The organism is Arthrobacter sp. OV608 (assembly GCA_900110595.1).
Classification (GTDB): domain Bacteria; phylum Actinomycetota; class Actinomycetes; order Actinomycetales; family Micrococcaceae; genus Arthrobacter.
Genome location: FOEZ01000004.1, coordinates 88,814 through 111,999 on the forward strand (window position 1 = coordinate 88,814; position 23,186 = coordinate 111,999).

Below are 23,186 nucleotides of genomic sequence, written 5' to 3' on the forward strand. Positions count from 1 at the left end.
TCCTGTCTCGGTCCGCACCGAGCCAGGCACGAACCGTCTACTTCTTACTGCGGACCCCAGCCGCGATTACTACGGAAGGGCCCATTGCAGAGCGCAACAAAGTTGTTGTCATCGTTACGCACTCATCGCTGGGAACTCATCGGGTTTCCATCAGATTTCTGACCCGCTTTCAGGTTGGACGGTTGGTGTTGCAGTTGCCGTGGTGCCTGCAACGTTCGTTTCCGGCTTGATCCAGTGTTCGACGGCGGCAGTTTCCGTTGCGCCCGCAAGGGCACGTCCGAAAGCCCGCCGTTTGATCGCCAGAGCCAGGCACGATTCGCTGGGGTGCAGCCAAGCACCCCGGCCAGCCAGCCGGCGTCGTTCATCCACCAGGACAGCGGCAGAGCCGTTGCCTTCGGCGACGAGCCGGAGCAATTCAGACCGCAGGCCCTTCTTCCGGCATCCGATGCAGGTACGTTCGGGTTGATTCCCGGTGGAAAGCTCTGCCACGGTCATCTTCCTGACATGTATATCTGCTGGCCCCGGGAATGCCTGGCCTTCCGCTGAGTCAGCGGAAGGGGCATGCTCGAGGCACACGGCTGCCGGCCGTTGGGCGCGGCCTTTTCTATTCTAGCCCCTCCGGGCCGTTCTGCCCGAAACCGCAGAGCAGTCCCGGCGTGGCCACCCCGGAGAGGGTTGGTTCAGTTTTCGCGCGGAGCCGCTGCGTCGGACACGATATCGATGCGCCAGCCGGTCAGCTTGGCCGCCAGGCGGGCGTTCTGGCCCTCCTTGCCGATGGCCAGGGAAAGCTGGTAATCGGGAACCACCACGCGGGCGGAACGCGTAGCCTCGTCGGTGATGGTGACCGAATTCACCCGCGACGGCGACAATGCGCTGGCAATGAAGGTGGCCGGGTTCTCGCTGAAGTCAACGATGTCGATCTTCTCGTCGTTCAGTTCCGTCATCACAGCCCGCACGCGGGAGCCCATTTCACCGATGCAGGCACCCTTGGCGTTGATGCCGAGGGTGTTGGCCTTAACCGCGATCTTGGTGCGGTGGCCGGCTTCCCTGGCCAGCGCAACGATCTCCACGGAGCGGTCGGCGATCTCGGGAACTTCCAGTTCGAAGAGCTTCCGGACGAGGCCGGGGTGGGACCGGGACAGCGTGACGGACGGGCCCTTGGAGCCGCGGTGCACATCGATCACCAGGGCACGCAGCCTGTTCCCGTGGAGGTACTTCTCCCCCGGCACCTGCTCGGGCGGCGGCAGGAGCGCTTCCACCGTGCCCAGGTTGACCTGGACCATGTGCGGGTTGTGGCCCTGCTGGATAGTGCCGGCCACAAGTTCGCCCTCACGGCCCTTGAACTCACCCAGGACGTTGTCGTCCTCAACGTCGCGCAGACGCTGCAGGATAATCTGGCGGGCGGTGCTGGCGGCGATACGGCCGAAGCCCTCCGGGGTGTGCTCGAACTCGCCGATAGGGGCGCCGTCGTCGTCAATCTCCACGGCCCAGATGGTCACGTGGCCGCTCTTGCGGTCAAGCTCCGCGCGGGCCTTCTCGAAGGCGCCGGGCGACTTGTGGTAGGCCACCAGGAGCGCCTGCTCGATGGTGGGGATCAGGAGGTCCAGCGGGATTTCACGCTCACGCTCCAGAAGTCTCAGTGCGCTCATGTCAATATCCATCAGGCCTCCTCAGAAGGTCCATTGTGTTCAGGTTCCAGACCGTCCTCGTGGAGGTGGCTGAATTCGATCTCGACTTTTCCGTTGCGGATCCTGTCGAAAGGAAGCTTGATGGGATCGCCCTGCCTGGGCTTCATTCCCTTTTTGACCGCGATCTCGGGGACGATGGTCACGCCTGACGCGTCCACCGCCTGGATGCGGCCCGTGACGTTGTCGCCCTGGAGGACGTTGACTTTCGCCATGCGACCCTTGGCGCGGTGCCAGTGGCGCGGCTCCGTCAGGGGGCGCCCGACGCCGGGCGAGGAGACTTCGAGGTCGTAGGGGCGGCCGTCATCTGCGGGATCGTTGTCCAAAACATCGGAGAGCACCTTGGAAATGTCGGCGATGACATCAAGGCTGACTCCGCCGGTCTCCTCCTGCGGCAGATCCACCACTACGTGGACCACGCGGTGGGATCCGGGGATGATAGCCACGTCCTCCAAGTACAGGCGGTTGGCCTGGACGGAGGGTTCAAGGAGCGCCCTGAGCCGTGCAGCTTCCGGATTGTGCGCGGCCTCAGCCTTACCCGTTCCGGTATGGTCTGATGAAGCTGTGGCTTCTGCATTGCTCACGATGCCGGCCGCCTCCCTATAGATGATGTTGTGTGTACTAGCGTAGCTATTTTACCGGTTCATTGGAGCACGGGGATTCCCCCTCGACGTGGCACCATGGTCTGTTGTGAAAGACGACAACCAGGAAAACCGCCCGCGGATGCGCTATTTCCGGTACGCCGTTTTTTCCCTCGCAGCCCTTCTGGTGGTCAGCCTGGGCTTCGCTTTTTCCCCCGCTGAACCGCCCGCTCCTGCGGAACCGCCTTTCTCGGAGCAGGCCCGCGAAGCCGCCATGGACGAGGCGCTCGAGCTGCGGTCCGCAGCGTTGGAGCTGGGCGCTGCAGACGCCGGCAGCAATGCCGGCGCTCCGGCGGAGGAGCCGATGACCCAGGTTGTGACGTTGCTGACCATCCAGGCCCGGGCACTGCTGCTGCCTGGAAGCCAAGCTTCCGCGGAGGCACCCGGGCCAACCTCTGCGTCAGCGGCAGGGGTCCCGCCAACCGCCGCTCCCCCACCCTCCAGTCCTCCAGTGGTGACCGTTGCGGAGTTTGCAGCCCGCCTCGCCGCCAGTGGCCGGCAACGTCTCAAGGATGCCGAAACGGCCGACGGCGGCATGGCACGTTTGCTCGCCGGCGCCGGCACAGCGCAACTCCTCGCCGCCGAACGGCTCGGCGCGGCAGGCTCCCTCGAGGCAGAAACGCAAGGGACCGAACCTCACGACGCCACGGTGCCGGCCCCTGCCTGCCCTGCCACGCCCTCCGCCGCTGGCTCCGCCTCCACCTCCCCTCCCACCGGAGCCAGCCTGGCAACCGCCCTCGTCGCGGCCGCCGCCGCCGAACTGGAGACGGCGTACGGCTATCAGGCAGCCCTCACGCGCCTTCCCCCTGAAGCCGTCCGCCCGGCGTCGAAGGTCCTGGCGCAGCACCAGGACCTTGCCGTCCATGCCCAGGAATACGGGCAAACGCTTTGCGCGACACTGCCCCCGCAGCCGCCGGGATATGTCCTGGACCAAGGGTTCCTTGACGCTCCGGCGGCCGGACTGGCCGGCTTGGAAGCGGACACCCTGCCGATGTATGGCGACGTCGTGGCGCTGGCCGACGGCGCAACACGCGCCTGGGCACTGGCAGCCCTGCAGGCTGCCGCGCGGAGGGCGCAGCACTGGGGTGCGGACACAAGCCCTTTGCCGGGCCTGGTGCTGGATGAAGGGCAGCTTCCGCCGCTGCCCGAGTGATCAAGACGCTTTCTGCTGCCGTGCTGGCAGGCCGGGGCGCCGGATGGTTTGCTGTAGGGATGGACACAGCGGACGCATACTCCTTCCATGACAATGAACCGCACAGCAACGACCTGGCCCAGCGCCTGAACTGGCTGCGCGCCGGCGTCCTGGGCGCCAATGACGGGATTGTCTCCGTGGCAGCGATCGTGGTGGGAGTCGCCGGAGCAACCGCTGCCTCCGGCCCGATTCTTGCCGCAGGCGCAGCCGGCCTGGTGGGCGGCGCCGTATCCATGGCGCTGGGAGAATACGTCTCCGTGAGCAGCCAAAGCGACAGCCAAAAGGCCCTGATCGAGAAGGAACGCCGCGAGCTGGCCGATGAACCGGAAGTGGAGCTCGCAGAACTCACGGCGATCTACCAGGCCAAGGGCCTGAGCGAGGAGACGGCAGGACGGGTGGCGGCGGAATTGACAGCGCACGATGCCCTCGCCGCGCACCTGTCCGCGGAGCTCAACATTGACGAGGACGACATTGTCAGCCCCTGGCATGCCGCTTTTGCCTCGGCGGTGTCCTTCGTGATCGGGGCGGCCCTGCCCATGCTGGCGATCCTGCTTCCGCCCCAGGACGTCCGGGTTCCGGTCACGTTCCTTGCCGTGCTCCTGGCATTGGCACTGACGGGCGCACTCGGGGCTTGGATCGGCGGCGGCTCCAGGTTCCGCGCCGCAGTGCGGGTAGTGGCCGGGGGCGCACTCGCCCTCGCCGCCACCTTCACCATCGGGAACCTGCTGGGGGCCACCGGCGTGGTCTGAAGGGTATCTGCGGTACGTGCCGCACCAGTGGACTTAGGCTGGAACTGATGAGCCAGCCCGCGGTAATTCCCATCCCTCCGGACCTCACTGCCCGCTACACCGGCAGCAGTGCCGGACGCGCCTGGCTCGCTTCCCTGCCGGACCTCATCCAGGGCCGCCTGCAAAACTGGCAGCTGACACCGGACCTGCTGCCCGGCGCCCTGCCCTGGAACGGCCACGGCGGCATCGTGATCCCGGTGCGGCAGCAGGACGGCACCCCGGCCGCCCTCAAAATCGCCTTTCCGCATGACGAAGCACGGGTTGAGCGGCACGCCCTGGCCCTCTGGCAGGGCCACGGCGCGGTAACGCTGCTTGCCTCCCACGCGGGCACCTGCGCCATGCTCCTGGAACGGCTCGACGGCGAACGCTCGCTCATGACTGTGCCCATGGAAGACGCCGTGATGGTCTGGGCGGGCCTGATCCGGCAGCTGAGCGTCGCTCCCGACGACCGGCCGGAGTGGTTCGAGTTCGAGCACATTGCCGCCCGGGCGGAGCAATGGAGCGATGACTTGCCCGCGGACTGGGAACAGCTGGGCCGGCCCTTCCCCCGGTGGCTCCTCGAGTCCGCCCTGGAGGTATGCCAGACCCGCGGAGCGGTGGGACGGCGTTCTTCCCGTGATGCCCTGGTCCATACGGACCTGCATTACCTCAACGTCCTGGCGCGCACGGCTGATCCTGCCGGGCATGGGCTTCCGACGGCGGCCGGTTACGCCGCCATCGATCCCCAGCCACTGATCGGGGAACCGGAGTTCGCCGTGGCGCCGCTGTTGTGGAACCGGCTGTCCGATTTGCCGTTGGACAACCCTGCAGATGGACTGCGACGGCGCTGCGCCGACTTCAGCTCCGCGGCCGGCCTGGATCCCGAGGTGGCCCGGCTGTGGGGAATCGCCCGGGAGGTGGCCAACGCCCTGGGGTATGCCAGCAAACCGGACCATCGCGGCGACCTGGCACGTTCCCTTTGGGTCGCGAGCACGCTTGCCGGCAGGACCCTGGACGGGCTGCCGGCAGCCCACCGTCTGCCCGAGCCCGGGGAAGCGGTAGGCACCCGGTAAAGAAGCGGCGGGCGCGCCCTAGAGAAGTACCGTGTGCAAGCGTGCCGTTGATCAGCCCCCGCGGACTGCTTCAAGGGCCGAGCCCACGGCAGCAACGGCAGTGGCCACCTCTTCTTCCGCCGTCTGCCAGTTGCTCACGGAAACACGCAGGATGTCCCTGTCCCGCCAGCGGGAGCCGGACATCCACACCTTTCCGTCCTCGATAATGCGCGCCGTCACCGCCCGGGTGGTGGCATCATCGCCGAACGCCACGCTCACCTGGGTGTATTCGACGTCGTTCAGCACCTCCACGCCGTCCAGGGCTCCCAGCCCCGCCGCGATCTCCGACGCCGCAGCCGCCAGCCCCTGCACCTGGGCTGCCACGCCGTCGCGGCCCAGGCTCTTCAGTGCCGCCCACACAGGCACGCCGCGGGCGCGGCGGGACAACTCCGGGACTTTCTCGAACGGGTCTCCGGGCCCTTCAGCGTCATGGATCAGGTAGCTCGTGTGCAGGCCCATCGCGGACCGGAGGGCTGACGCGTCCCGGACGACGGCAATGCCGCAGTCGTACGGCACGTTGAGGGTCTTGTGCGCATCAGTCCCCCACGAATCGGCGTCCTCGTACCCGCGGGTCAGATGGCGAAGCTCCGGCGCTGCCGCCGCCCAGAGACCGAAAGCGCCGTCGACGTGGACCCAGGCCCCGTGCTGCCTGGCAATGCGGATGGCTTCGGGGAAGGGGTCAAAAGCGCCGGAATGGAGGTTCCCTGCCTGCAGGCACACGAGAGCCGGCCCGGTCCCTTCAGACAGCGCAGCTTCCAGTGCTGCTGGGATCAATCGTCCCTGGGAGTCTGCGTCCACCACCACCGGCCTGCCGAGCCCCAGGTACCGGAGGCCGAGGTCCACGGTGTCGTGCCGCTCCCTGCCAACGAAACACCGGATCCGGGGTGCACCGCTGAGCCCGTCACGGTCCAGGTCCCAGCCGGCATCAGCGAGGAGCCGCCACCGCCCCGCTGCCATCCCGGTGAAGTTGGCCATCGTCGCACCGGTGACAAATCCGACGTCGGACCCTGCCGGAAGCCCCAGCAGCTCCAGCAGCCAGGCGCCGGCACTTTCCTCAATGGCTGCCATCGCGGGGGTGGCGTAACGGAGGCCGGCATTCTGGTCCCAGGCGCTGACCAGCCAGTCTGCAGCAAGCGCAGAGGGCAGGGTTCCGCCGATGACCCAGCCGAAGAAGCGGCCTGAGGGCATGGCCATGAGCCCGGGTTCGGCTGTCCGCGCAAGGAGGTCCACGACGTCCGCTGCGGGCATGCCCGAGGCTGGCAACGGTCCGCCGAACGCCCCGGTGAGGTCGTGGGCCGGTAGGAGGGGGCCGACGTGACGGTCTGGAAGGCTTCGAAGCCATGCCGCGGCATGGCCCGCCGCTGCGGATAAAGCACTGGAGTACTCATCGTCACCACGGGGCATATCTGCATGCTACGCCCGGCTCCCGATACCCACGAGAGCCTTGTCCTACCCTTGTCCGGCGAAGTTTTCCTGCCAGACGTCGTAGCCGAGCTTAACGATCAGCGCAGCCACCACCACCAGGAAGACCACGCGGACAAATTTGCTGCCCTGCGCCACCGCCGTCCGTGCACCGAGATATCCGCCGGCCATATTGGCAGCACCCAGGAGCAGGCCCAGGGCCCACAGGATGGAGCCGTGCGGCAGGAAGAACAGCAGCGCCCCCGCGTTGGTTGCCATGTTCACGATCTTGGCCTTGGCGCTGGCTTCCAGGAACGCGTACCCCATCGCGGACACCAGGGCAATAACCAGGAAGGATCCGGTACCCGGACCAATCAGGCCGTCGTAGAAGCCGATCACGGCACCGATCAGGCAGGCCACCACATAGTGTTTGTGGCCGTCGTGCCGCAGCGCCGTGATGTGGCCTGCATCCGGTTTCAACGCCGTGAAGAGTGCCACCGCCACGAGCGCGGCAACGATGATGGGTTTGAACACGCTGGACGGCAGGTTGGCGGCCAGCACTGCGCCGCCGAAGCTTCCCGCCAGGGCAATAACGGCCATCGGCAAGGCTGTCCGGAGGTCTGGCCCCACCCGCCGATAGTACGTAACGGCGCTGGTGGCAGTACCAAAGATGGACCCCATCTTGTTTGTTGCCAGCGCCTGGACGGGCGTAATGCCCGGCACCAGCAGCAGGGCTGGGAGCTGGATCAGCCCGCCCCCGCCCACCACGGCATCCACCCAGCCGGCAGCGAAACCGGCCACCACGATCAGGACCAGCGTTGTCAGCTCGATGGATTCAATCCCGGGGAGCACGCCCGGGGATCAGGAGGCGCGGACGGCGTTGACCACGTAGTCAACGGCCTTGTCCACGGCTATGTTCTCGGCTTCGCCGCTGCGGCGGTCCTTGATCTCCACCACGCCGTCCACCAGGCCCCGGCCGACGGCGAGGATGGTGGGGACGCCCACAAGTTCGGCGTCGCCGAACTTGACGCCCGGCGAGACCTTGGGCCGGTCATCGAACAGGACATCGAGGCCTGCGGCTTCCAGGTCCGCTGCCAGCTGCTCTGCGGTGGCGAAGATGTCCTCGCCCTTGCCCACGGCCACCACGTGGACGTCAGCGGGTGCCACGGCCCGTGGCCAGACCAGGCCTTTGGCGTCATGGTTGGATTCGGCCAAAGCCGCCACGGCGCGGGTGACGCCCACACCGTAGGAACCCATGGTCACGGTGACCTGCTTGCCGTTCTGGTCCAGGACCTTCAGTTCCAGGGCTTCGGCGTACTTCCGGCCCAGCTGGAAGATATGGCCCATTTCGATGCCGCGGGCCGTTTCCAGCGGCCCGGAACCGTCCGGGGCGGGATCGCCTTCACGGACGTCGGTGCATTCGATGACGCCGTCCCAGGCGAAGTCCCGGCCGGCAACGAGCCCGAACACGTGTTTGCCGGCTTCATTGGCGCCGGTAATCCAGGCGGTGCCGCTGACGACGCGGGGATCCACCAGGTAGAGCAGCTTCGTGGCGCTTTCGGTGCCCAGCAGCGGTTCGTCCAGCGTCAGCCCGGGCCCAAGGTAGCCCTTGACGATCAGCGGCTGCTTCTTGAGGTCATCGTCGTTCGCGGCCTCCAGTCCGATCTCGCCGGCGATGGGCAGGAAGGATCCGATGTTCGCTTCGACGCGCTTCAGGTCCACCCCGCGGTCGCCGGGCAGGCCGATCACCACAAGCTGGCGTTCCCCGGTGGGCAGGGTCACGGCGAGGACAACATTCTTGAGCGTGTCCGCACCGGTCCAGGCGCCGCCGTCTGCCTCCGATCGGGGGGCTATCTGGTTGGCGGCGGCTACCAAGGTTTCGATGGTGGGAGTGTCAGGGGTGTCCAGCACCTCGGCAGCGGGGGCGCCGGTGTAGTCGATGTCCGCCGGGACCACGGTGGTCACTGCCTCAACGTTGGCAGCGTAGCCGCCGGCGGACCGGACGAAGGTGTCCTCGCCGATATCCGTGGGGTGCAGGAACTCTTCGCTCTTGGACCCCCCCATGGCACCGGCAGTGGCCGTGACCGGGATGACTTCCAGGCCGAGGCGCTCGAAGATCCGCAGGTAGGCGCCGCGGTGGGCGGCGTAGCTGGCGTCCAGGCCGGCGTCGTCCACATCGAAGGAGTAGGAGTCCTTCATGATGAATTCGCGGCCGCGCAACAGGCCTGCCCGGGGACGCGCCTCATCGCGGTACTTGTTCTGGATCTGGTACAGGCTCAGCGGGAGGTCCTTGTACGAGGAGTAGAGGTCCTTGACCAGCAGCGTGAACATTTCCTCGTGCGTGGGGGCCAGCAGGTAGTCCGCGCCCTTGCGGTCCTGCAGGCGGAACAGTCCTTCACCGTACTCGGTCCAGCGGTTGGTGGCTTCATAGGGTTCACGCGGCAGGAGCGCAGGGAAGTGGACTTCCTGGGCGCCGATGTTCGCCATTTCCTCCCGGATGATGGCCTCGACTTTGCGCAGGACGCTGAGCCCAAGCGGGAGCCAGGTGTAGATCCCGGGAGCGGCACGGCGGATGTAGCCCGCACGGACCAGGAGCCGGTGGCTGGCCACCTCGGCATCGACGGGATCTTCACGCAGCGTGCGCAGGAAAAGCTGGGACAGTCTTGTAACCACGGGTGGATATCCGTTTCTGGGGAAGTGCTGGATCAGCAGGGCGGGGCAAATTCGTCTGGGTACTAATCTACCGGCACCGGACACCTGGCCCCGACTCCCCCCGGCAGATCCTGGGCCCTGGCCGAAGACCCGGCCACGGCGGAGACAGTAGAGCCACGCCCGGAAATACAAAGCCCCTGGCCCCCCTCGAGGCTGGTCATCGTATCCGGGCGTGGCTCAACGCCGTTATCGCCTAAGTACTGGTGAGGACTGGTGAGACCGCCCACGCCACTCCAGCGCAGCTAGTTCGAACCTAAGTGATGCTGCCCACATTTATCAAGTGCTTTTCCATTCAAAGCTGTTGATTACTTGCAGAACCGGGCCTAGTTTTAATTCATCAGGTGATGAATTATTGGCCTTCCGGCCCGGCAACTGCCCTTCAGCGGAGGCGGACATGTCACGTTCGGCAGCGGAAATTACAGGAAGAACGCACGACGGCGGGGCGGTGGCGGCCCGCGGACTGACGGTTGTGCGGCGAAGGGTTCCCGTCCTTCGCGAACTGGACTTCGCCATTCCGGCCGGACAAATCACCGGCCTGCTGGGTCCCTCGGGAAGCGGAAAAACCACGCTGATGCGCGCCATCGTCGGGGTGCAGCGCGTCACCTCCGGCTCGGTGCGGGTCCTGGGGCTGCCGGCCGGCAGCAGTGCCCTGCGGCACCAGGTGGGATACGTGACCCAGTCCCCCAGCGTCTACCCTGACCTCACCGTGGAAGGCAACGTACGCTACTTCGGCGCCATGCACCGCCAAGGGGCGGCCGAGGCAGCGGAGGCGATTGCCGCCGTCGGACTTGAACCCCAGGCGCGGCAGAAAACCGCGGACCTGTCCGGCGGCCAGCTCAGCCGGGTATCCCTCGCCTGCGCACTGGTGGCCCGTCCGCGCCTTCTGGTGCTGGACGAGCCGACCGTTGGACTGGACCCAGTGCTCCGCGCGGACCTCTGGGGCCGGTTCCGCGCCATGGCCGCCCAAGGGACCACCTTGCTTGTATCAAGCCATGTCATGGAGGAAGCCAGCCACTGCGAGTCCCTGCTCCTCCTCCGGGAAGGCCGGCTCCTTGCCCAGCTGACGCCGGCGGAACTGAGCCGGCGCGGACACAGCGCTGACCTTGAAAAGGCGTTCCTGCACATCATCCAGGAAGCAGGCGAAGAACGCGGTCCCGCTGCCGAGGACCGGGCAGCCCAGGACGGGAGCGTACGGTAATGGACATCCTGATGATGCTCGCAACTACCCGCCGGGTGCTGGAGCAGCTGCGGCATGACCGCCGCAGCATCGCCCTGATCCTGGTGGTCCCGGCATTGCTGCTCACGGCCGTTTACTTCCTCTTCGAGAATGAGGCCCTGCCGTCCGGGGCGCCGCGCACGTTCGACCGCGTGGGGCTGATGATGCTCGCCATTTTCCCGTTTGTGGTGATGTTCCTGGTCACCTCCATCACCATGCTGCGTGAGCGGACCTCGGGAACGCTGGAGCGGCTGCTCACCACTCCTGTCCATAAGGCGGACCTGCTCTTTGGCTACGGCCTGGCGTTTTCCATCATGGCCGCCCTGCAGTCATTGGTGGCTACTGCGGTGGCGTACTGGGTATTCGATCTCGATATCGAGGGCCCGCCCGGCTTCGTGGTCCTGATCGCCGTGATCAACGCTGTCCTGGGCGTGGCCCTTGGCCTGCTGTGTTCGGCGTTTGCCCGGACCGAGTTCCAGGCCGTCCAGTTCATGCCGGTGGTGGTGGTACCGCAAATCCTCCTGTGCGGACTGTTCGTGGCGCGGGACCGCATGAATGATGCCCTCGAGTCGATCTCGAATGTTCTTCCCCTCACGTTCTCCGTGGACGCCCTGCAGGAGATTGCTGCCAATGCCGAGGCCACCGAACAGATGTGGCGGGACGCAGCCATCATGGGAGCCATCGTGCTGGGAGTGCTGGTGCTGGCCTCCCTGACGCTGCGGAGGCGGACTGCATGACCCTGCCCGAGGGGAACGCCCAAGCTGAGGGGAACGCCTTGTCCGGGGGGAACGCCCGGCCGGACGGTCATTCCGTGCGGCAAGGCACTCCCGGTGATCGCCCGCCGGCAAGGCGGGGGCGGCGCGGCGGATCAACGGCGTCCAGGGAACGGATCCTGGACAGCGCCCGTCGGCTGTTCGCAGAACACGGTTTCGAAGGCACCAGCCTGCGGCAGGTGGCCCGCGCGGCGGGTGTGGACCCTGCCATGGTGCACCATTTCTTCACCGGCAAGGATGAGCTGTTCGCCCTGAGTGTGGAACTCCCGGCCGATCCGGAAGAGGTACTGGCCGGAGTTTCGTCCGCCCGTCCGGAGCAGCGGGCCGAGATGATCGTCCGCGCCGTCCTTCGCCTCTGGGAAAGTCCGGCGCAGCCGAGCCTTGTGGCCTTCGTACGTGGCACAATCGGCTCGAAAGCCCGGACGGCGCTCCTCCGGGAGCTGGTGACGCGGACTGTCCTTGGCCGGATCATAGCGGGTGTGCCGGGACCGCCCCAGGAAGTTGCCTTGCGCGGAGATCTGGTGGCCACACAGATGGTGGGACTCATGATGGTGCGCTACGTGGTGCGGCTGGAACCCCTCGCATCGGCCGCACCGGAGGACCTTGTCAGGCTCGTCGCCCCCAACGTGCAGCGGTACCTGACGGGCGAACTCAGTTAAGGGGCCAACTTACTTTGGCAGGCCTATTTGACAAGTGCGGCAGCGGTATCAAGCAGAGCGCCCGCACGCCACGCAGCATCGGCCTCGCTTTCACCGCCTGACGCGACGGCGCTAAGCAGTACTCCGCGCTCAACAGCCTGGGCGGTGATCACGGACTGCACGCGGCCATCGGGAAGCTGGGTATCCGTTCTGTAGGCGACGGTGTTAGACATTCCTCCCACCCCATCCAAGGGCGTGATGGAAACCGCGACGTCCACCCCTGACGACTTCATGGTCATGTTGGCGCACTGTCCCAGCTGAAGCGGTTGATTGGCTACCCCTGCCAGTGCGGCCTCGTCCAGGCCTGAGGCAAGAGACACCGCCGTAGCCGCGCCGGTGGCCGGATCCGTGCTTTGACCCAGCGCCATCGCGGGATTTCCCACCGGGGGCACAGTGCTGGAAAGGGCCAACTCCTTGCATTCGGCCGGGGAAACCTCGATGGCGGCGATCAAAGCCCTGGTCTGGTCCAGGATGTCGGTAAGGTCGTTGCCCGCCAGGACTGAAAGTTTCCGGCCTTCGGAGTCCTCGAGCTGCTGGAGGATTCCGGCGAGCTCCGTGGACGTGTAGGCCTTGGCTTCGGGAGTAGGCGTGGGTGCAGGCGTCGTGGCAGGTGGTGTGCTGCCGGTTTTCAGGCTTTCCGATGCGGGCGGTGCACTGGACGGCGGTGTGCTGGCTTGGGGTTCGGCAGGGCTGGCGCAGGCTGACATTGCCGTGCCGAGAATGATGGCAGCCCCAAGCGCGCGCAGCACGGATGTCTTCATGTGTTCCCCCAATGACTTATCTGCAAGCAACCGCCCGCTAGAAAAGAACAGTAGCGAAAGTGCCCACCTGGCGGAAGCCGACCCGCTCGTAGGTGGCTCGTGCCCGCAGGTTGAAGCCATTGACGTAGAGGCTGGTAATGGGCGCGACTCTCCGGGCGTGCTCCACGACGGCGGCCATGTACCCGGCGCTCAAGCCCTGGCCGCGGTACAGCGGGTTCATCCAGACACCTTGGATCTGGGTGACCTCGGCCGTGACGGCCCCCAGTTCGGCCTTGAACACCACCTCGCGGGCGTGGTTCAGGTGGACCAGGGAATGCCCTTGGCGGATGAGCCCTTCCACCCGCCGGCTATAGAACTCCCGGCCGCCCAGGAAGGGCGAATATCCCACTTCTTCCTCGAACATTGCGGCGCAGGCAGGCAGGATGCGGTCAAAGTCCGCAAGGTTTCCCGGTTCAAGGCCGAGGTTTGGCTTGATCGCCGGCGGGCCCTCGATGGTCATGAGGGGCTGTTCCGCGCGGACTTCGTGGGCCCGGTGGCCGCGTGCCAGGAGTTCCGAGTGCAGCGCCAGGACCGCCTCGGCCGGGCCAAAGGCCGAGGCATAGCGGCGGCCGGATGTGTTGGCCACTTCCGCGACCACCCCTGCCAACTCGGGGTCCAGCTGGACCGGAACAAGGTTTGCCCCTGCCCAGCACGCACCCACGAGGATGCCGTCGTCGAAAACACCGATCACGCCCGCGCCGCCGCTGGTGGGTGCGGCAGTACCGGCGGCACGCAAATGCGCGAGGATAAAGACGTTAGTGACCGGATCCTGCTGCGCCAGCATCCGAAGCGCAGCAGTATCCGTGCCGTCCAAGGTGCGGACGGAAAGTCCCGGGGGGTCGGGGACGTCCTTACGAGACGCTAACCACGGGGCTACCCTTGACAGCATCTTCGCCATCGGCCTCCCCCATCTCTTCCGCGATACGCATGGCCTCTTCGATCAGTGTCTCAACAATTTGACTCTCGGGCACAGTCTTGATGACTTCACCCTTCACAAAGATCTGGCCCTTGCCGTTGCCGGAAGCAACGCCAAGATCTGCCTCGCGGGCTTCACCGGGACCGTTTACCACGCAGCCCATCACGGCCACGCGCAGCGGGATTTCCATGCCTTCCAGGCCAGCAGTCACCTGCTCTGCAAGCGTGTACACGTCCACCTGCGCGCGGCCGCAGGACGGACAGGAGACAATCTCCAGTTTCCGGGGGCGCAGGTTGAGGGACTGGAGAATCTGGTTCCCCACCTTGATTTCCTCCACTGGCGGGGCGGAGAGCGAAACCCGGATGGTGTCGCCGATGCCGCGGGACAGGAGTGCCCCGAAGGCCGTGGCCGACTTGATGGTTCCCTGGAACGCGGGCCCCGCCTCGGTCACGCCGAGGTGAAGCGGCCAGTCGCCCTTCTCCGCCAGCATCTCGTAGGCGGCCACCATGATCACGGGGTCGTTGTGCTTGACGGAGATCTTGAAGTCATGGAAGCCGTGCTCTTCGAACAGCGATGCTTCCCACACGGCGGACTCCACGAGCGCTTCAGGGGTGGCCTTGCCGTATTTCTTGAGGATGCCGGGCTCCAGCGAGCCTGCGTTCACCCCGATACGGATGGAGGTGCCGTGATCGCGGGCGGCCGCCGCGATCTCCTTGACCTGGTCATCAAACTTACGGATGTTTCCGGGGTTCACACGTACCGCGGCGCAGCCCGCTTCAATGGCAGCGAAGACGTATTTCGGCTGGAAGTGGATGTCCGCGATCACCGGGATCTGGGACTTCTTGGCGATGATGGGCAGCGCTTCGGCGTCATCGGCTGAGGGGCAGGCGACGCGCACGATGTCGCAACCGGAGGCGGTGAGTTCCGCGATCTGCTGCAGGGTGGCGTTGATGTCGGTGGTGGGCGTGGTGGTCATGGACTGCACGCTGATGGGGAAATCAGAACCCACCCCCACAGAACCGACCTTGATCTGGCGGGTCTTCCGGCGGGGGGCAAGGACGGGCGGCGGTGCCGCAGGCATTCCCAGGCTGACCGAGGTCACGTGGACTCCTAAAAGTTTGAAGAGTGGGCGGCTAGGCGGTGAGGCCGGCCAGCATGCCGGTGATGGGAGACCACTCGGTAATGCGCGTTCCGGCGATAACTCCGGCGGCCGCAAAGGGGTCCTGCTTGAGGATCGAGTTCAGGGCGGCCTCGTCGGCGGCCTTGAAGATCAACAGCGCTCCCGCCCCGTCACCGTAAGGCCCGCTTGCCAGGATGGCACCGTCCTGCGCCAGGCCGGCGGTCCATTCGCGGTGCGCCGGACGGGCTTCACTGCGGGCTTCGGTGGAATCGGCGGCGTAAACGTACTCAACGGCAAAAACTGTCATACGGCTACCCTATCGCCCTGCCTGCCGTTGCACGTATCCGGACAGCCGGATGGTTGCCGTCCCACATCCGCACCAGCCTGGATCAACAAGACAAGTGTCCCCAGGAGATGTCTGCCCAGGACACGTGTCCCGGGCGCCGAGATCCTAGGACAGGAACAGGACTTTGACGGCAGCTGCCGTTCCCGCTGCCCAGAGCATGGAGGCCAGTGTCCCGATGATGAAGCGCTCTGCCGCAACCGGCGTTTCCTTGAGCTCCGCAAACCTGCCCAGGCCCTTGATGGCCACAATGTAGGCGATGGCCACCGGCTGCCCGGTCAGGATTGCCAGGCAAACCCCAAGCCTTTCCAGGATTCCGATGATCGCGCCGCCGCGCAGGATGCGCTGGGTTGGCACCTGCGGCCCGGAAACAGTGCCGGCCGACGGCGGGACGTCCGGTGGCGCCGTCAGCTCACCGTCCACACTTTGGTTTTCGGCGTGGCCGGGATCAACAGTGACGTCTGCAGCAGGATCCTCCGCTGCCCTCCGGGCTTCCTCTGCCGCTTTGGCGGCATCCGCCTTGTCATCAATCGTCCGGGCGAGCCTGAACACCAGGGCCGTCACAGGCCAGCCGGCGAAGCCTGCCACCAGCAGCGCAGCGGTTATCCAGACGGGGGTCACGTGTCTCCTTCGTTCCGGGACGGGGTTGTTTCAGGCGGGGTTGTTTAAGGCGATGCAGTTTCAGGCAATGCAGTTTCGGGCCGAGCTGTTTCAGGCGGGGTTGTTTCAGGCAGTGCAGTTTCAGGCGGCGCAGCCGTGGCATCGGCAATCCGGCTCCGCGCGTACTCCAGGAGCATGGCTGCTGCCGGCCTGGCTGCCCATTCTTCCTGCCAGCCGGAGCGGAGGACGGCACGGCTCACCGATTGCTCCGTTATTCCCAGCTCCTTGGCCACCTGTTTCTGACTGCCGTGCTTGCCATCGCCGGCCTGCACGGCGCGGAGGCGGTCCACGACGCGCCACTGGGCCCCCGTACGTTCCTGCACGAGGCGTCCGATCAACCGGAGTACTGCCTGGGCGTTGGCACCTGCCATGGCACCTTCCTTGGTGTGGTCCGGGATTTCCTTGCCACGGCCCATCATCCCTGCCACCACTGACAGCGGCACCTGGCCTGCAGCTGTCTTCGCCAGTTCCACGGCTTTTCGTGCGGCCACAAATCCGCTTCCGGACCCTTCGCGGGGACTGCCTCCCGGAGCCACCTGCACCGTACCGATGCCAATCCCCACGTACCAGTACCCGGTCCGGAGGGCATGCAGGGCCACATCCACCACCTCATCGGGCCGGTCCACCACGCCTTGGAGTTCGTCGCCTACGGAACGCTCAAACCGTGCGTAGGTGAGCTCCCGCAGCTCGGCTATCAGCTCCGGTACGCGATCGACGTCCGAAGTGCTCCCCCGCTGGTCAATGGTCAGGACGTACATGTCCTAACCGTATGCAGCTGATCCGCAATAATCAATCATAAATAGCTGATTATTTGATATCAGCCAATATTGGCTGATATGCAGAAGTCAGTCGTGCGGCGTTTACCTCTCGTTGCCACGAAAATCAGCCGAAGAGGTTTACCGGCTTCACGATGTCCGCATAGATGAGGAGTGCGCTCATGCCCATCAGCAGCGCTGCCACCACATAAGTCACCGGAAGGAGCTTGGCGATATCAAAGGCTCCGGGGTCAGGCTTGCCGAACAGTTTGGCCACCCGGCGCCGGGCACCTTCGTACAGCGCCCCGGCCACATGGCCGCCGTCGAGAGGCAACAGCGGAACCAGGTTGAAGACCGCCAGCGCAAAGTTGAGCCCGGCCAGCAGTCCGATCAGCGTGGCCACGCGCGACTGGACGGGGACCTCCTCCATGGCGGCCACTTCACCCGCCACCCTGCCGACGCCCACCACGCTGATGGGGCCGTTGGGGTCCCGCGGTTCCTCGCTGAACGCAGCCTTCGCGACGCCCACCACCCGCGCGGGGAGGTTGAAGATCACGCCTGCCACCTGCTTGATGTTCTCCCCCGCCATGGGCAGCACGGACGACGCCGGCTGGGGCACCAGTTCGGTCTGCGCGCCAATGCCCAGGAAGCCGACGTCCTGGTACAGGAGGTTGCCGGCGTCGTCCGTTGCCTGCCGGCCGTCCACTCCGATGATGGGTCGGGCGGACAGCACGGGGGTCACGGTGGTGGACACCGGCGAGCCGTCCCGTTCGACGGTGATGGCCACTTCGCGGCCTGCCGAGGCACGAATCCATTCGGTCAACTGGTCCCAACTGGTGACGGTCTTGCCGTCGAAGGAGGTGACGGCATCGTTCGGTTTCAGGCCGGCAGCGGCGGCCGGGGTGAGCTGGCAGTCGGCCGAATCCGGGTCCACTGTTTCACCGGCTGCCACCTGGCACTTGGAGACATCGGAGATGGTGGTGGTGGCCGTGGCGAAGCCGAATCCCATCAGCAGTACGGCTGTCAGGATGACGCCGAGGACGATGTTCATGGCGGGACCGCCCAGCATCACGATGATCTTTTTCCACACCGGGAGCCGGTAGAAAACCCGGTTCCCGTCGCCCGGGCCAACTTCCTCGTGCGCCATGGAGCGGGCTTCCGTGGCCAGGGTCTGGAACATTCCGGTGCTGGAAGGACGGACCGTCCCGTCCTCTTTGTTGGGCGGGTACATGCCGATCATGGACACGTAGCCGCCCAGCGGGATGGCCTTCCAGCCGTACTCGGTTTCCCCTTTCCGCCGTGACCAAAGGGTGGGGCCAAAGCCGATCATGTACTTGGTGACCCGGACTTTGAACAACTTGGCGGGCAGGAGGTGGCCCACTTCGTGGAGCGCGATGGAGGCCGCGATGCCGATGGCTACAAAACCGACACCGAGGACAAAGAGGAGAACGGGGGTCATGGAGGTGCTTACTGCTTCCTAGAGACTGCTGACTGCTAAACGTTCATTGGCGCGCGCACGTGCCCAGCTCTCAGCATCCAGTACGGATTCCACTGTCAGCCCGGAGGATCCTGGGTGTTCGCTGAGAACGGTTGCGATGGTGTCCACGATGTCCGTGAACCGGATGCGGCCGGCGTGGAACGCCGTGACGGCTTCCTCGTTGGCGGCGTTGAAGACCGCCGGGAACGTGCTGCCCTGTTTCGCGGCGTCCTTGGCAAGGTCCACCGCAGGGAAGGCCGCAACATCCAGCGGCTCGAAGGTCCAGGTGGCTGCCTGGGTCCAGTCGCAGGCGGCGGCCGCTTTGGGAACCCTGTCCGGCCAGCCCAGGCCCAGGGCTATGGGAAGGCGCATGTCCGGCGGCGAGGCCTGGGCAATGATGGATCCATCGACGAACTGCACCATGGAATGCACCACGGACTGGGGATGGACCACCACGTCGATGCGGTCCAGCGGAACGTCGAACAGCAGGTGGGCCTCGATGACTTCCAGCCCTTTGTTGACGAGGGTGGCGGAGTTGGTGGTGACCATGACGCCCATGTCCCACGTGGGGTGGGCCAGCGCCTCCTGCGGGGTGACGTCGTGGAGTTCGTCCCGGTTCCGGCCGCGGAACGGGCCGCCGGACGCTGTCAGGATCAGTTTGTCCACCTCAGCTGCCGAGCCGGAACGCAGGCATTGGGCTATGGCCGAATGCTCGGAGTCCACCGGGACGATCTGGCCTTCGCGGGCCGCTGCCTTGACCAGTTCCCCGCCGACGATCAGGGATTCCTTGTTGGCCAGGGCGAGTGTGGCGCCGGATTTCAGCGCCGCGAGCGTGGGCGCGAGTCCGATTGATCCCGTGATGCCGTTGAGCACAACGTCGGCTTCCATCTCCGCGATCCTGGTGGACGCGTCCGGCCCGGCAATGATCTCCGGCCGGTAGCCATGCTTCCCCGCTGCGGCGGCCGCATCATCGATCAAGGCAGCCAACCGGCGGGGATCACCGGACGCAATCCCAACAGCCGCAGCACCGGTATGCACAGCCTGGCGGGCCAGGAGCTCGAGGTTGCCTCCCCCGGCGCTGAGCGCCACCACCTCGAAAAGGTGCGGGGCGCCGTCGACGACGTCAATCGCCTGGGTGCCGATGGAGCCGGTGGATCCGAGGAGGGCGATCTTGCGTGGCTGCATCCGTTAAGTATCGCGCACCGAACCTGGCCCGCCGCCCCTTACCCCATGCTCGTTGACCCCGCGCTCCGTGGCCCAATGCTCCTTGACCACAGGAGGGCCCGGCGTAACGTGGATTGCGTGGACTGGCTCTCCTGGTTTGACGCCCCGGAATACGAGTTCGCCCGGCAAGTGCTGCAGCGCGGGGTGGCAGCACTGTATTTTGTTGCGTTCCTGTCCTCCCTGAACCAGTTCCCGGCCTTGCTGGGTGAGCGGGGGCTTCTGCCGGTACCGGAGTACCTGGCAGGTTTCAGCCGCCTGCGCCGGCCCACCCTTTTCCGCTGGCGTTACTCGGACCGGCTGCTGCGCTGGGTATGCGCGGCAGGTCTTGCAATATCGGCCCTGCTGGTGGCCGGCATCCCGCAGGTGGGGCCGCCGTGGGTCCCGTTGATTGCTTTCCTGGCGCTGTGGCTGCTCTACATGTCCATCGTGAATGTGGGCCAGACGTTCTACGGCTTCGGCTGGGAGATGCTCCTGCTGGAGGCGGGATTCACGGTGGCGTTCCTGGGTTCGGACCAGACCGACCCGCCGCGCACCATCCTGATCCTGATCGTGTGGCTCGTGTTCCGGCTCGAATTTGGCGCGGGCATGATCAAGATCCGCGGCGGCAGGGAATGGCGGGACCTTACCGCGCTCTACTACCACCACGAGACACAACCCATGCCCGGCCCCCTGAGCCGGCAGGCGCACCTGCTGCCCAAGCCCCTCCACAAGGTGGAAGTCCTGGGCAACCATTTCGCCCAGCTGATGGTGCCCTTCTTCCTGTTCGCGCCCCAGCCCGTAGCCGGCGTGGCAGCAGCGGTCGTCATCCTCACCCAGCTGTGGCTGGTGGCTACCGGGAATTTCGCGTGGCTGAACTGGATTGCCATTGTGCTGGCCTTCGCCGCGGTGAGCGATCCCGTGGCCCACGCAGTGTTCCCGGTGATCCCGCTCGACTGGCACGGTGCCGCGGACCGGGAGACCCCGCTGTGGTGGCTGGTCATCACGCTGGCCGCCACCTTGCTGCTGCTGGTCCTCAGCTACTGGCCGCTGCGCAACCTGTTCTCGAAGCGCCAGTTGATGAACGCCAGTTTCAACCGGTGGCAGCTGGTCAACACCTACGGTGCGTTCGGATCAGTGACGAAGCAGCGCATCGAGATCGTGGTGGAGGGCACGCTGGACAACGCTCCGGACGACTCCTCGGACTGGCGCGAGTACGGCTTCAAGGGCAAACCCGGGGACCTTAGGCGGGTGCCCCGGCAGTGGGCGCCCTACCACCTGCGGCTGGACTGGCTAATGTGGTTCCTTCCGTTGCGGACAGTCCACGAGGAGTGGTTTTACGCCTTCCTGGGCAAGCTGCTGGAGGCGGACCGGCAGACGCTGCGGCTGCTCCGGGACGACCCGTTCGACGGCGAGGCCCCGCACCTGGTGCGCGTGCGCAGCTACCACTACCGGTTCTCCACCCGGAAGGAGTTCCGCGAAACGGGGAACCGTTGGGTCCGGACGCTGGTCCACGAACCGATCCCGCCCGTATCGCTGCGGGGGTCCAGCGGGCGGAGGCGCTAGACGCGCTCGCCTTTACGCCGAAGGATGGATTCGGCGTGCTTGAGGATAGGCCCGTCGACCATCTGGCCCTTGTATTGGAAGACGCCTTGTCCCGCAGCTTCCGCGGCCTGCAGCAATTCTGTTGCAGCGGAGACTTCGGCTTCGGATGGTGCGTACGCTTCCCGGACCCCGGCGGCCTGGCTGGGGTGGATGCAGGCCTTGGAGCTGAATCCGGAGGCGACGGCGTCGGCGGCTTCAGCAGCCAGTCCGGCAAGGTCCGGAATGTTGGTGTAGACGGCGTCCACTGCCTCCTTGCCAAACGCCCTGGCGGCGATGAGGACTGTGGAACGGGCGTGCAGCGCAACAGCCCGGTAGCCGCCGTCGTCCGTCCTGCTGGAGGTCCCGCCCAAAGACGCCAGCAGGTCCTCGGCGCCCCACATCAGTGCCACCACGTTCGGGGCGGCTGCGATGGCGAGAGCGTTCAGGACGCCGGCCGCCGTTTCGCACAGGGCGATGACCTGGTACCCGGCCAGGGCTTCCAGCTGCACGGCGCTCTCAGCCTTGGCGAGCATCACTGTGCGGTACGGCGTGTGGGCCAGGCAGTGCAGGTCCTTCTCGAACTCCTCGGTGCCTGCAGGGTTGACCCGGATAATGGTCCGGCTGGGATCCAGCTCGGGCGCGTCACCGGCGGCTCCGAGCTGGGCCAGGATGGCACCACGTGCACGTTGCTTGTCCGCCGGAGCCACGGCATCCTCGAGGTCGAGGATCACAGCGTCCGCGCGGGTGGCGGCTTTCTGGTAGCGCTCGGGCCGGTCAGCGGGGCAAAAAAGCAGGGCGGGGCCCATCACAAAGGTCATACCGGTATTGTGCCCCCTTCGCCGCCAAGCTGCTGCCGGTGCGCGTCCCGGGTCCACATCAGGCAGCTGCGCGTGGCCAGGGCCACCACGGTGCCGTCCTGGTTGCGGCCGGTGTGTTCCATGGTGACGATGCCCTGGCCCGGCCGCGATGCGGAGAGCCGCTTTCCGCTGATGACTGTCTCGGTATAGAGGGTGTCGCCGTGGTACAGCGGATGCGGGAAGGAGACGTCGGCAAGGCCAAGCTGGGCGATGATGGTCCCCTGGGTCAGCTGCGACACGGACTGGCCCACCACCGTGGCCAGCGTGAACATGGAGTTGACCAACCGTTGGCCGAACGGCTGCCCGGCGCTCCAGGCCGCGTCCAAGTGCAGGGCCTGGGTGTTCATGGTTAGGGTGGTGAACAGGACGTTGTCCGCTTCGGTAACGGTCCGGCCGGGCCGGTGGGCGTACAGCACCCCTTCTTCCAGCTCCTCAAAGTACAGGCCGCGCTGCTCGATGACGCGCTGCTCCCCCGCGCTGGAACCGGAGCCCGCTGGCTCTTTCGCATCCGTCATACGGTCAGTTCCCGGTCCTCTTCGAAAAGCTCCGCGCCGGTGGCTGCGGCCACTTCCTCCACCGAAACGTTGGGCGCCAGTTCCCTCAGCACCAGCCGCGAGCCTGAATCATCCGCTACAACATCGATGACTGCCAGGTCTGTGATGATCCGGTCCACACAGCCCTTGCCGGTCACGGGCAGCGAGCACTGCTTGACGATTTTGGGGTTCCCGTTCCGGTCAACGTGTTCCATCATCACAATGACCTTCTTGGCGCCGAACACCAGGTCCATGGCCCCACCCATTCCCTTGACCATCTTTCCCGGAATCATCCAGTTGGCGAGGTCGCCGTTCTGGGCCACTTCCATGGCGCCCAGGACGGCCACATCCACGTGGCCGCCGCGGATCATGCCAAAGGATGTGGCGGAATCGAAGAACGCGGCCCCCTTGTTGACCGTGACAGTTTCCTTGCCCGCGTTGATCAGGTCCGGGTCAACAGCATCCTCCGCGGGATAGGGGCCGACGCCGAGGATTCCGTTTTCGGAGTGCAGCACCACTTCAACGCCGTCAGGGATGTAGTTGGGGATCAGCGTGGGCATGCCAATGCCCAGATTGACGTACTGGCCGTTGCTCAGTTCGCGGGCCACCCGGGCGGCCAGTTCATTCCTGGTCCAGCCATTGGCGCCGCTCCCGTCTGCTGCCATCTCATGCTGCTGGGCGGCCCGGCGGTACTCGGGGCGGACGCCTTCCGGCCGCGGTGCATAGGGGCTGTTCGGGTCCATG

The 23,186-nt window shown here is 66.0% G+C and carries 24 protein-coding genes; 7 read left to right on the plus strand and 17 right to left on the minus strand.

Annotated elements, in window-relative coordinates; translation table 11 throughout:
- Window positions 1-150: 150 nt before the first annotated feature.
- The 3 genes from BMX78_RS06995 to rimP all read right to left on the minus strand — a co-directional run bounded on the left by BMX78_RS06995 (window position 151) and on the right by rimP (window position 2,269).
- Complete coding sequence (locus BMX78_RS06995) at window positions 151-495, minus strand: YlxR family protein (RefSeq protein WP_091418150.1); 345 nt, start codon at window positions 493-495, stop codon at window positions 151-153.
- Between the two features lie 185 nt (window positions 496-680).
- Window positions 681-1,661 carry a transcription termination factor NusA gene (gene nusA, locus BMX78_RS07000; RefSeq protein WP_091418151.1) on the minus strand — a complete coding sequence of 327 codons (981 nt, stop codon included), beginning with the start codon at window positions 1,659-1,661 and terminating at the stop codon, window positions 681-683.
- Window positions 1,661-2,269, minus strand: a complete 609-nt coding sequence (gene rimP, locus BMX78_RS07005; protein ID WP_091418153.1) for a ribosome maturation factor RimP — start codon at window positions 2,267-2,269, stop codon at window positions 1,661-1,663. Before rimP ends, nusA begins: the two co-directional genes overlap by 1 nt.
- A gap of 106 nt (window positions 2,270-2,375) precedes the next feature.
- Here rimP and BMX78_RS07010 point away from each other — a divergent pair, with 106 nt between their 5' ends.
- The 3 genes from BMX78_RS07010 to BMX78_RS07020 are packed head-to-tail and all read left to right on the plus strand — an operon-like array spanning window position 2,376 to window position 5,358.
- The gene (locus tag BMX78_RS07010; protein WP_286138833.1) at window positions 2,376-3,479 is read left to right on the plus strand and encodes a DUF4439 domain-containing protein; all 1,104 of its coding nucleotides are present in this window, start codon (window positions 2,376-2,378) and stop codon (window positions 3,477-3,479) included.
- A 59-nt stretch (window positions 3,480-3,538) separates the two neighbouring features.
- Complete coding sequence (locus BMX78_RS07015; protein WP_091418503.1) at window positions 3,539-4,267, plus strand: VIT1/CCC1 transporter family protein; 729 nt, start codon at window positions 3,539-3,541, stop codon at window positions 4,265-4,267.
- A gap of 47 nt (window positions 4,268-4,314) precedes the next feature.
- Window positions 4,315-5,358 (plus strand): aminoglycoside phosphotransferase family protein, encoded by a 1,044-nt coding sequence (locus BMX78_RS07020; RefSeq protein WP_091418156.1) that lies wholly within the window; start codon window positions 4,315-4,317, stop codon window positions 5,356-5,358.
- A gap of 51 nt (window positions 5,359-5,409) precedes the next feature.
- Here BMX78_RS07020 and BMX78_RS07025 read toward each other — a convergent pair whose 3' ends face one another.
- From BMX78_RS07025 to BMX78_RS07035, 3 genes are read right to left on the minus strand one after another with little or no spacing between them, the layout of a single operon-like run.
- A complete protein-coding gene (locus tag BMX78_RS07025; protein WP_091418157.1) occupies window positions 5,410-6,801 on the minus strand; it encodes a pyridoxal phosphate-dependent decarboxylase family protein in 1,392 nt (463 codons plus the stop codon).
- Between the two features lie 45 nt (window positions 6,802-6,846).
- A complete protein-coding gene (locus BMX78_RS07030; RefSeq protein ID WP_091418159.1) occupies window positions 6,847-7,650 on the minus strand; it encodes a sulfite exporter TauE/SafE family protein in 804 nt (267 codons plus the stop codon).
- Window positions 7,651-7,659: 9 nt separating this feature from the next.
- Entirely contained in the window at window positions 7,660-9,471 is a 1,812-nt protein-coding gene (locus BMX78_RS07035) for a proline--tRNA ligase (protein ID WP_091418160.1), read from the minus strand.
- Window positions 9,472-9,904: 433 nt separating this feature from the next.
- On the opposite strand from BMX78_RS07035, the gene BMX78_RS07040 reads away from it, so the two are divergent.
- From BMX78_RS07040 to BMX78_RS07050, 3 genes are read left to right on the plus strand one after another with little or no spacing between them, the layout of a single operon-like run.
- On the plus strand, window positions 9,905-10,708 hold the full coding sequence (locus BMX78_RS07040; RefSeq protein WP_091418162.1) for an ABC transporter ATP-binding protein: 804 nt from the start codon (window positions 9,905-9,907) through the stop codon (window positions 10,706-10,708).
- Between the two features lie 11 nt (window positions 10,709-10,719).
- A complete protein-coding gene (locus BMX78_RS07045) occupies window positions 10,720-11,463 on the plus strand; it encodes an ABC transporter permease (protein ID WP_091418504.1) in 744 nt (247 codons plus the stop codon).
- Window positions 11,460-12,158 (plus strand): TetR/AcrR family transcriptional regulator, encoded by a 699-nt coding sequence (locus tag BMX78_RS07050; protein WP_091418163.1) that lies wholly within the window; start codon window positions 11,460-11,462, stop codon window positions 12,156-12,158. Before BMX78_RS07045 ends, BMX78_RS07050 begins: the two co-directional genes overlap by 4 nt.
- Before the next feature lie 23 nt (window positions 12,159-12,181).
- Here the strand turns inward: BMX78_RS07050 and BMX78_RS07055 are convergent, their stop codons facing one another.
- From BMX78_RS07055 to dxr, 8 genes are all read right to left on the minus strand, one after another.
- On the minus strand, window positions 12,182-12,958 hold the full coding sequence (locus tag BMX78_RS07055; protein WP_091418165.1) for a hypothetical protein: 777 nt from the start codon (window positions 12,956-12,958) through the stop codon (window positions 12,182-12,184).
- 37 nt (window positions 12,959-12,995) lie between these two features.
- Window positions 12,996-13,886 carry a GNAT family N-acetyltransferase gene (locus BMX78_RS07060; RefSeq protein ID WP_091418167.1) on the minus strand — a complete coding sequence of 297 codons (891 nt, stop codon included), beginning with the start codon at window positions 13,884-13,886 and terminating at the stop codon, window positions 12,996-12,998.
- Entirely contained in the window at window positions 13,849-15,015 is a 1,167-nt protein-coding gene (gene ispG, locus BMX78_RS07065; RefSeq protein ID WP_091418168.1) for a flavodoxin-dependent (E)-4-hydroxy-3-methylbut-2-enyl-diphosphate synthase, read from the minus strand. Before ispG ends, BMX78_RS07060 begins: the two co-directional genes overlap by 38 nt.
- 31 nt (window positions 15,016-15,046) lie before the next feature.
- Window positions 15,047-15,340 (minus strand): YciI family protein, encoded by a 294-nt coding sequence (locus BMX78_RS07070; RefSeq protein WP_091418170.1) that lies wholly within the window; start codon window positions 15,338-15,340, stop codon window positions 15,047-15,049.
- Between the two features lie 144 nt (window positions 15,341-15,484).
- Entirely contained in the window at window positions 15,485-15,997 is a 513-nt protein-coding gene (locus BMX78_RS07075) for a hypothetical protein (RefSeq protein ID WP_091418171.1), read from the minus strand.
- A 44-nt stretch (window positions 15,998-16,041) separates the two neighbouring features.
- The gene (locus tag BMX78_RS07080) at window positions 16,042-16,794 is read right to left on the minus strand and encodes a MarR family transcriptional regulator (protein WP_286138835.1); all 753 of its coding nucleotides are present in this window, start codon (window positions 16,792-16,794) and stop codon (window positions 16,042-16,044) included.
- 124 nt (window positions 16,795-16,918) lie between these two features.
- The gene (locus tag BMX78_RS07085) at window positions 16,919-18,250 is read right to left on the minus strand and encodes a M50 family metallopeptidase (protein ID WP_091418173.1); all 1,332 of its coding nucleotides are present in this window, start codon (window positions 18,248-18,250) and stop codon (window positions 16,919-16,921) included.
- A gap of 18 nt (window positions 18,251-18,268) precedes the next feature.
- On the minus strand, window positions 18,269-19,453 hold the full coding sequence (dxr, locus tag BMX78_RS07090) for a 1-deoxy-D-xylulose-5-phosphate reductoisomerase (RefSeq protein WP_091418174.1): 1,185 nt from the start codon (window positions 19,451-19,453) through the stop codon (window positions 18,269-18,271).
- 117 nt (window positions 19,454-19,570) lie between these two features.
- On the opposite strand from dxr, the gene BMX78_RS07095 reads away from it, so the two are divergent.
- The gene (locus BMX78_RS07095) at window positions 19,571-21,034 is read left to right on the plus strand and encodes a lipase maturation factor family protein (protein ID WP_091418176.1); all 1,464 of its coding nucleotides are present in this window, start codon (window positions 19,571-19,573) and stop codon (window positions 21,032-21,034) included.
- Here BMX78_RS07095 and BMX78_RS07100 read toward each other — a convergent pair.
- The 3 genes from BMX78_RS07100 to BMX78_RS07110 are packed head-to-tail and all read right to left on the minus strand — an operon-like array spanning window position 21,031 to window position 23,185.
- Window positions 21,031-21,870 (minus strand): HpcH/HpaI aldolase/citrate lyase family protein, encoded by an 840-nt coding sequence (locus tag BMX78_RS07100; protein ID WP_091418178.1) that lies wholly within the window; start codon window positions 21,868-21,870, stop codon window positions 21,031-21,033. The two genes, BMX78_RS07095 and BMX78_RS07100, sit on opposite strands and share 4 nt — an antisense overlap.
- Window positions 21,867-22,424, minus strand: a complete 558-nt coding sequence (locus BMX78_RS07105; RefSeq protein WP_091418179.1) for a MaoC family dehydratase — start codon at window positions 22,422-22,424, stop codon at window positions 21,867-21,869. The genes BMX78_RS07100 and BMX78_RS07105 overlap by 4 nt, the downstream gene beginning before the upstream one ends.
- Complete coding sequence (locus tag BMX78_RS07110; RefSeq protein WP_091418181.1) at window positions 22,421-23,185, minus strand: CoA transferase subunit B; 765 nt, start codon at window positions 23,183-23,185, stop codon at window positions 22,421-22,423. Before BMX78_RS07110 ends, BMX78_RS07105 begins: the two co-directional genes overlap by 4 nt.
- Window position 23,186: the final 1 nt, after the last annotated feature.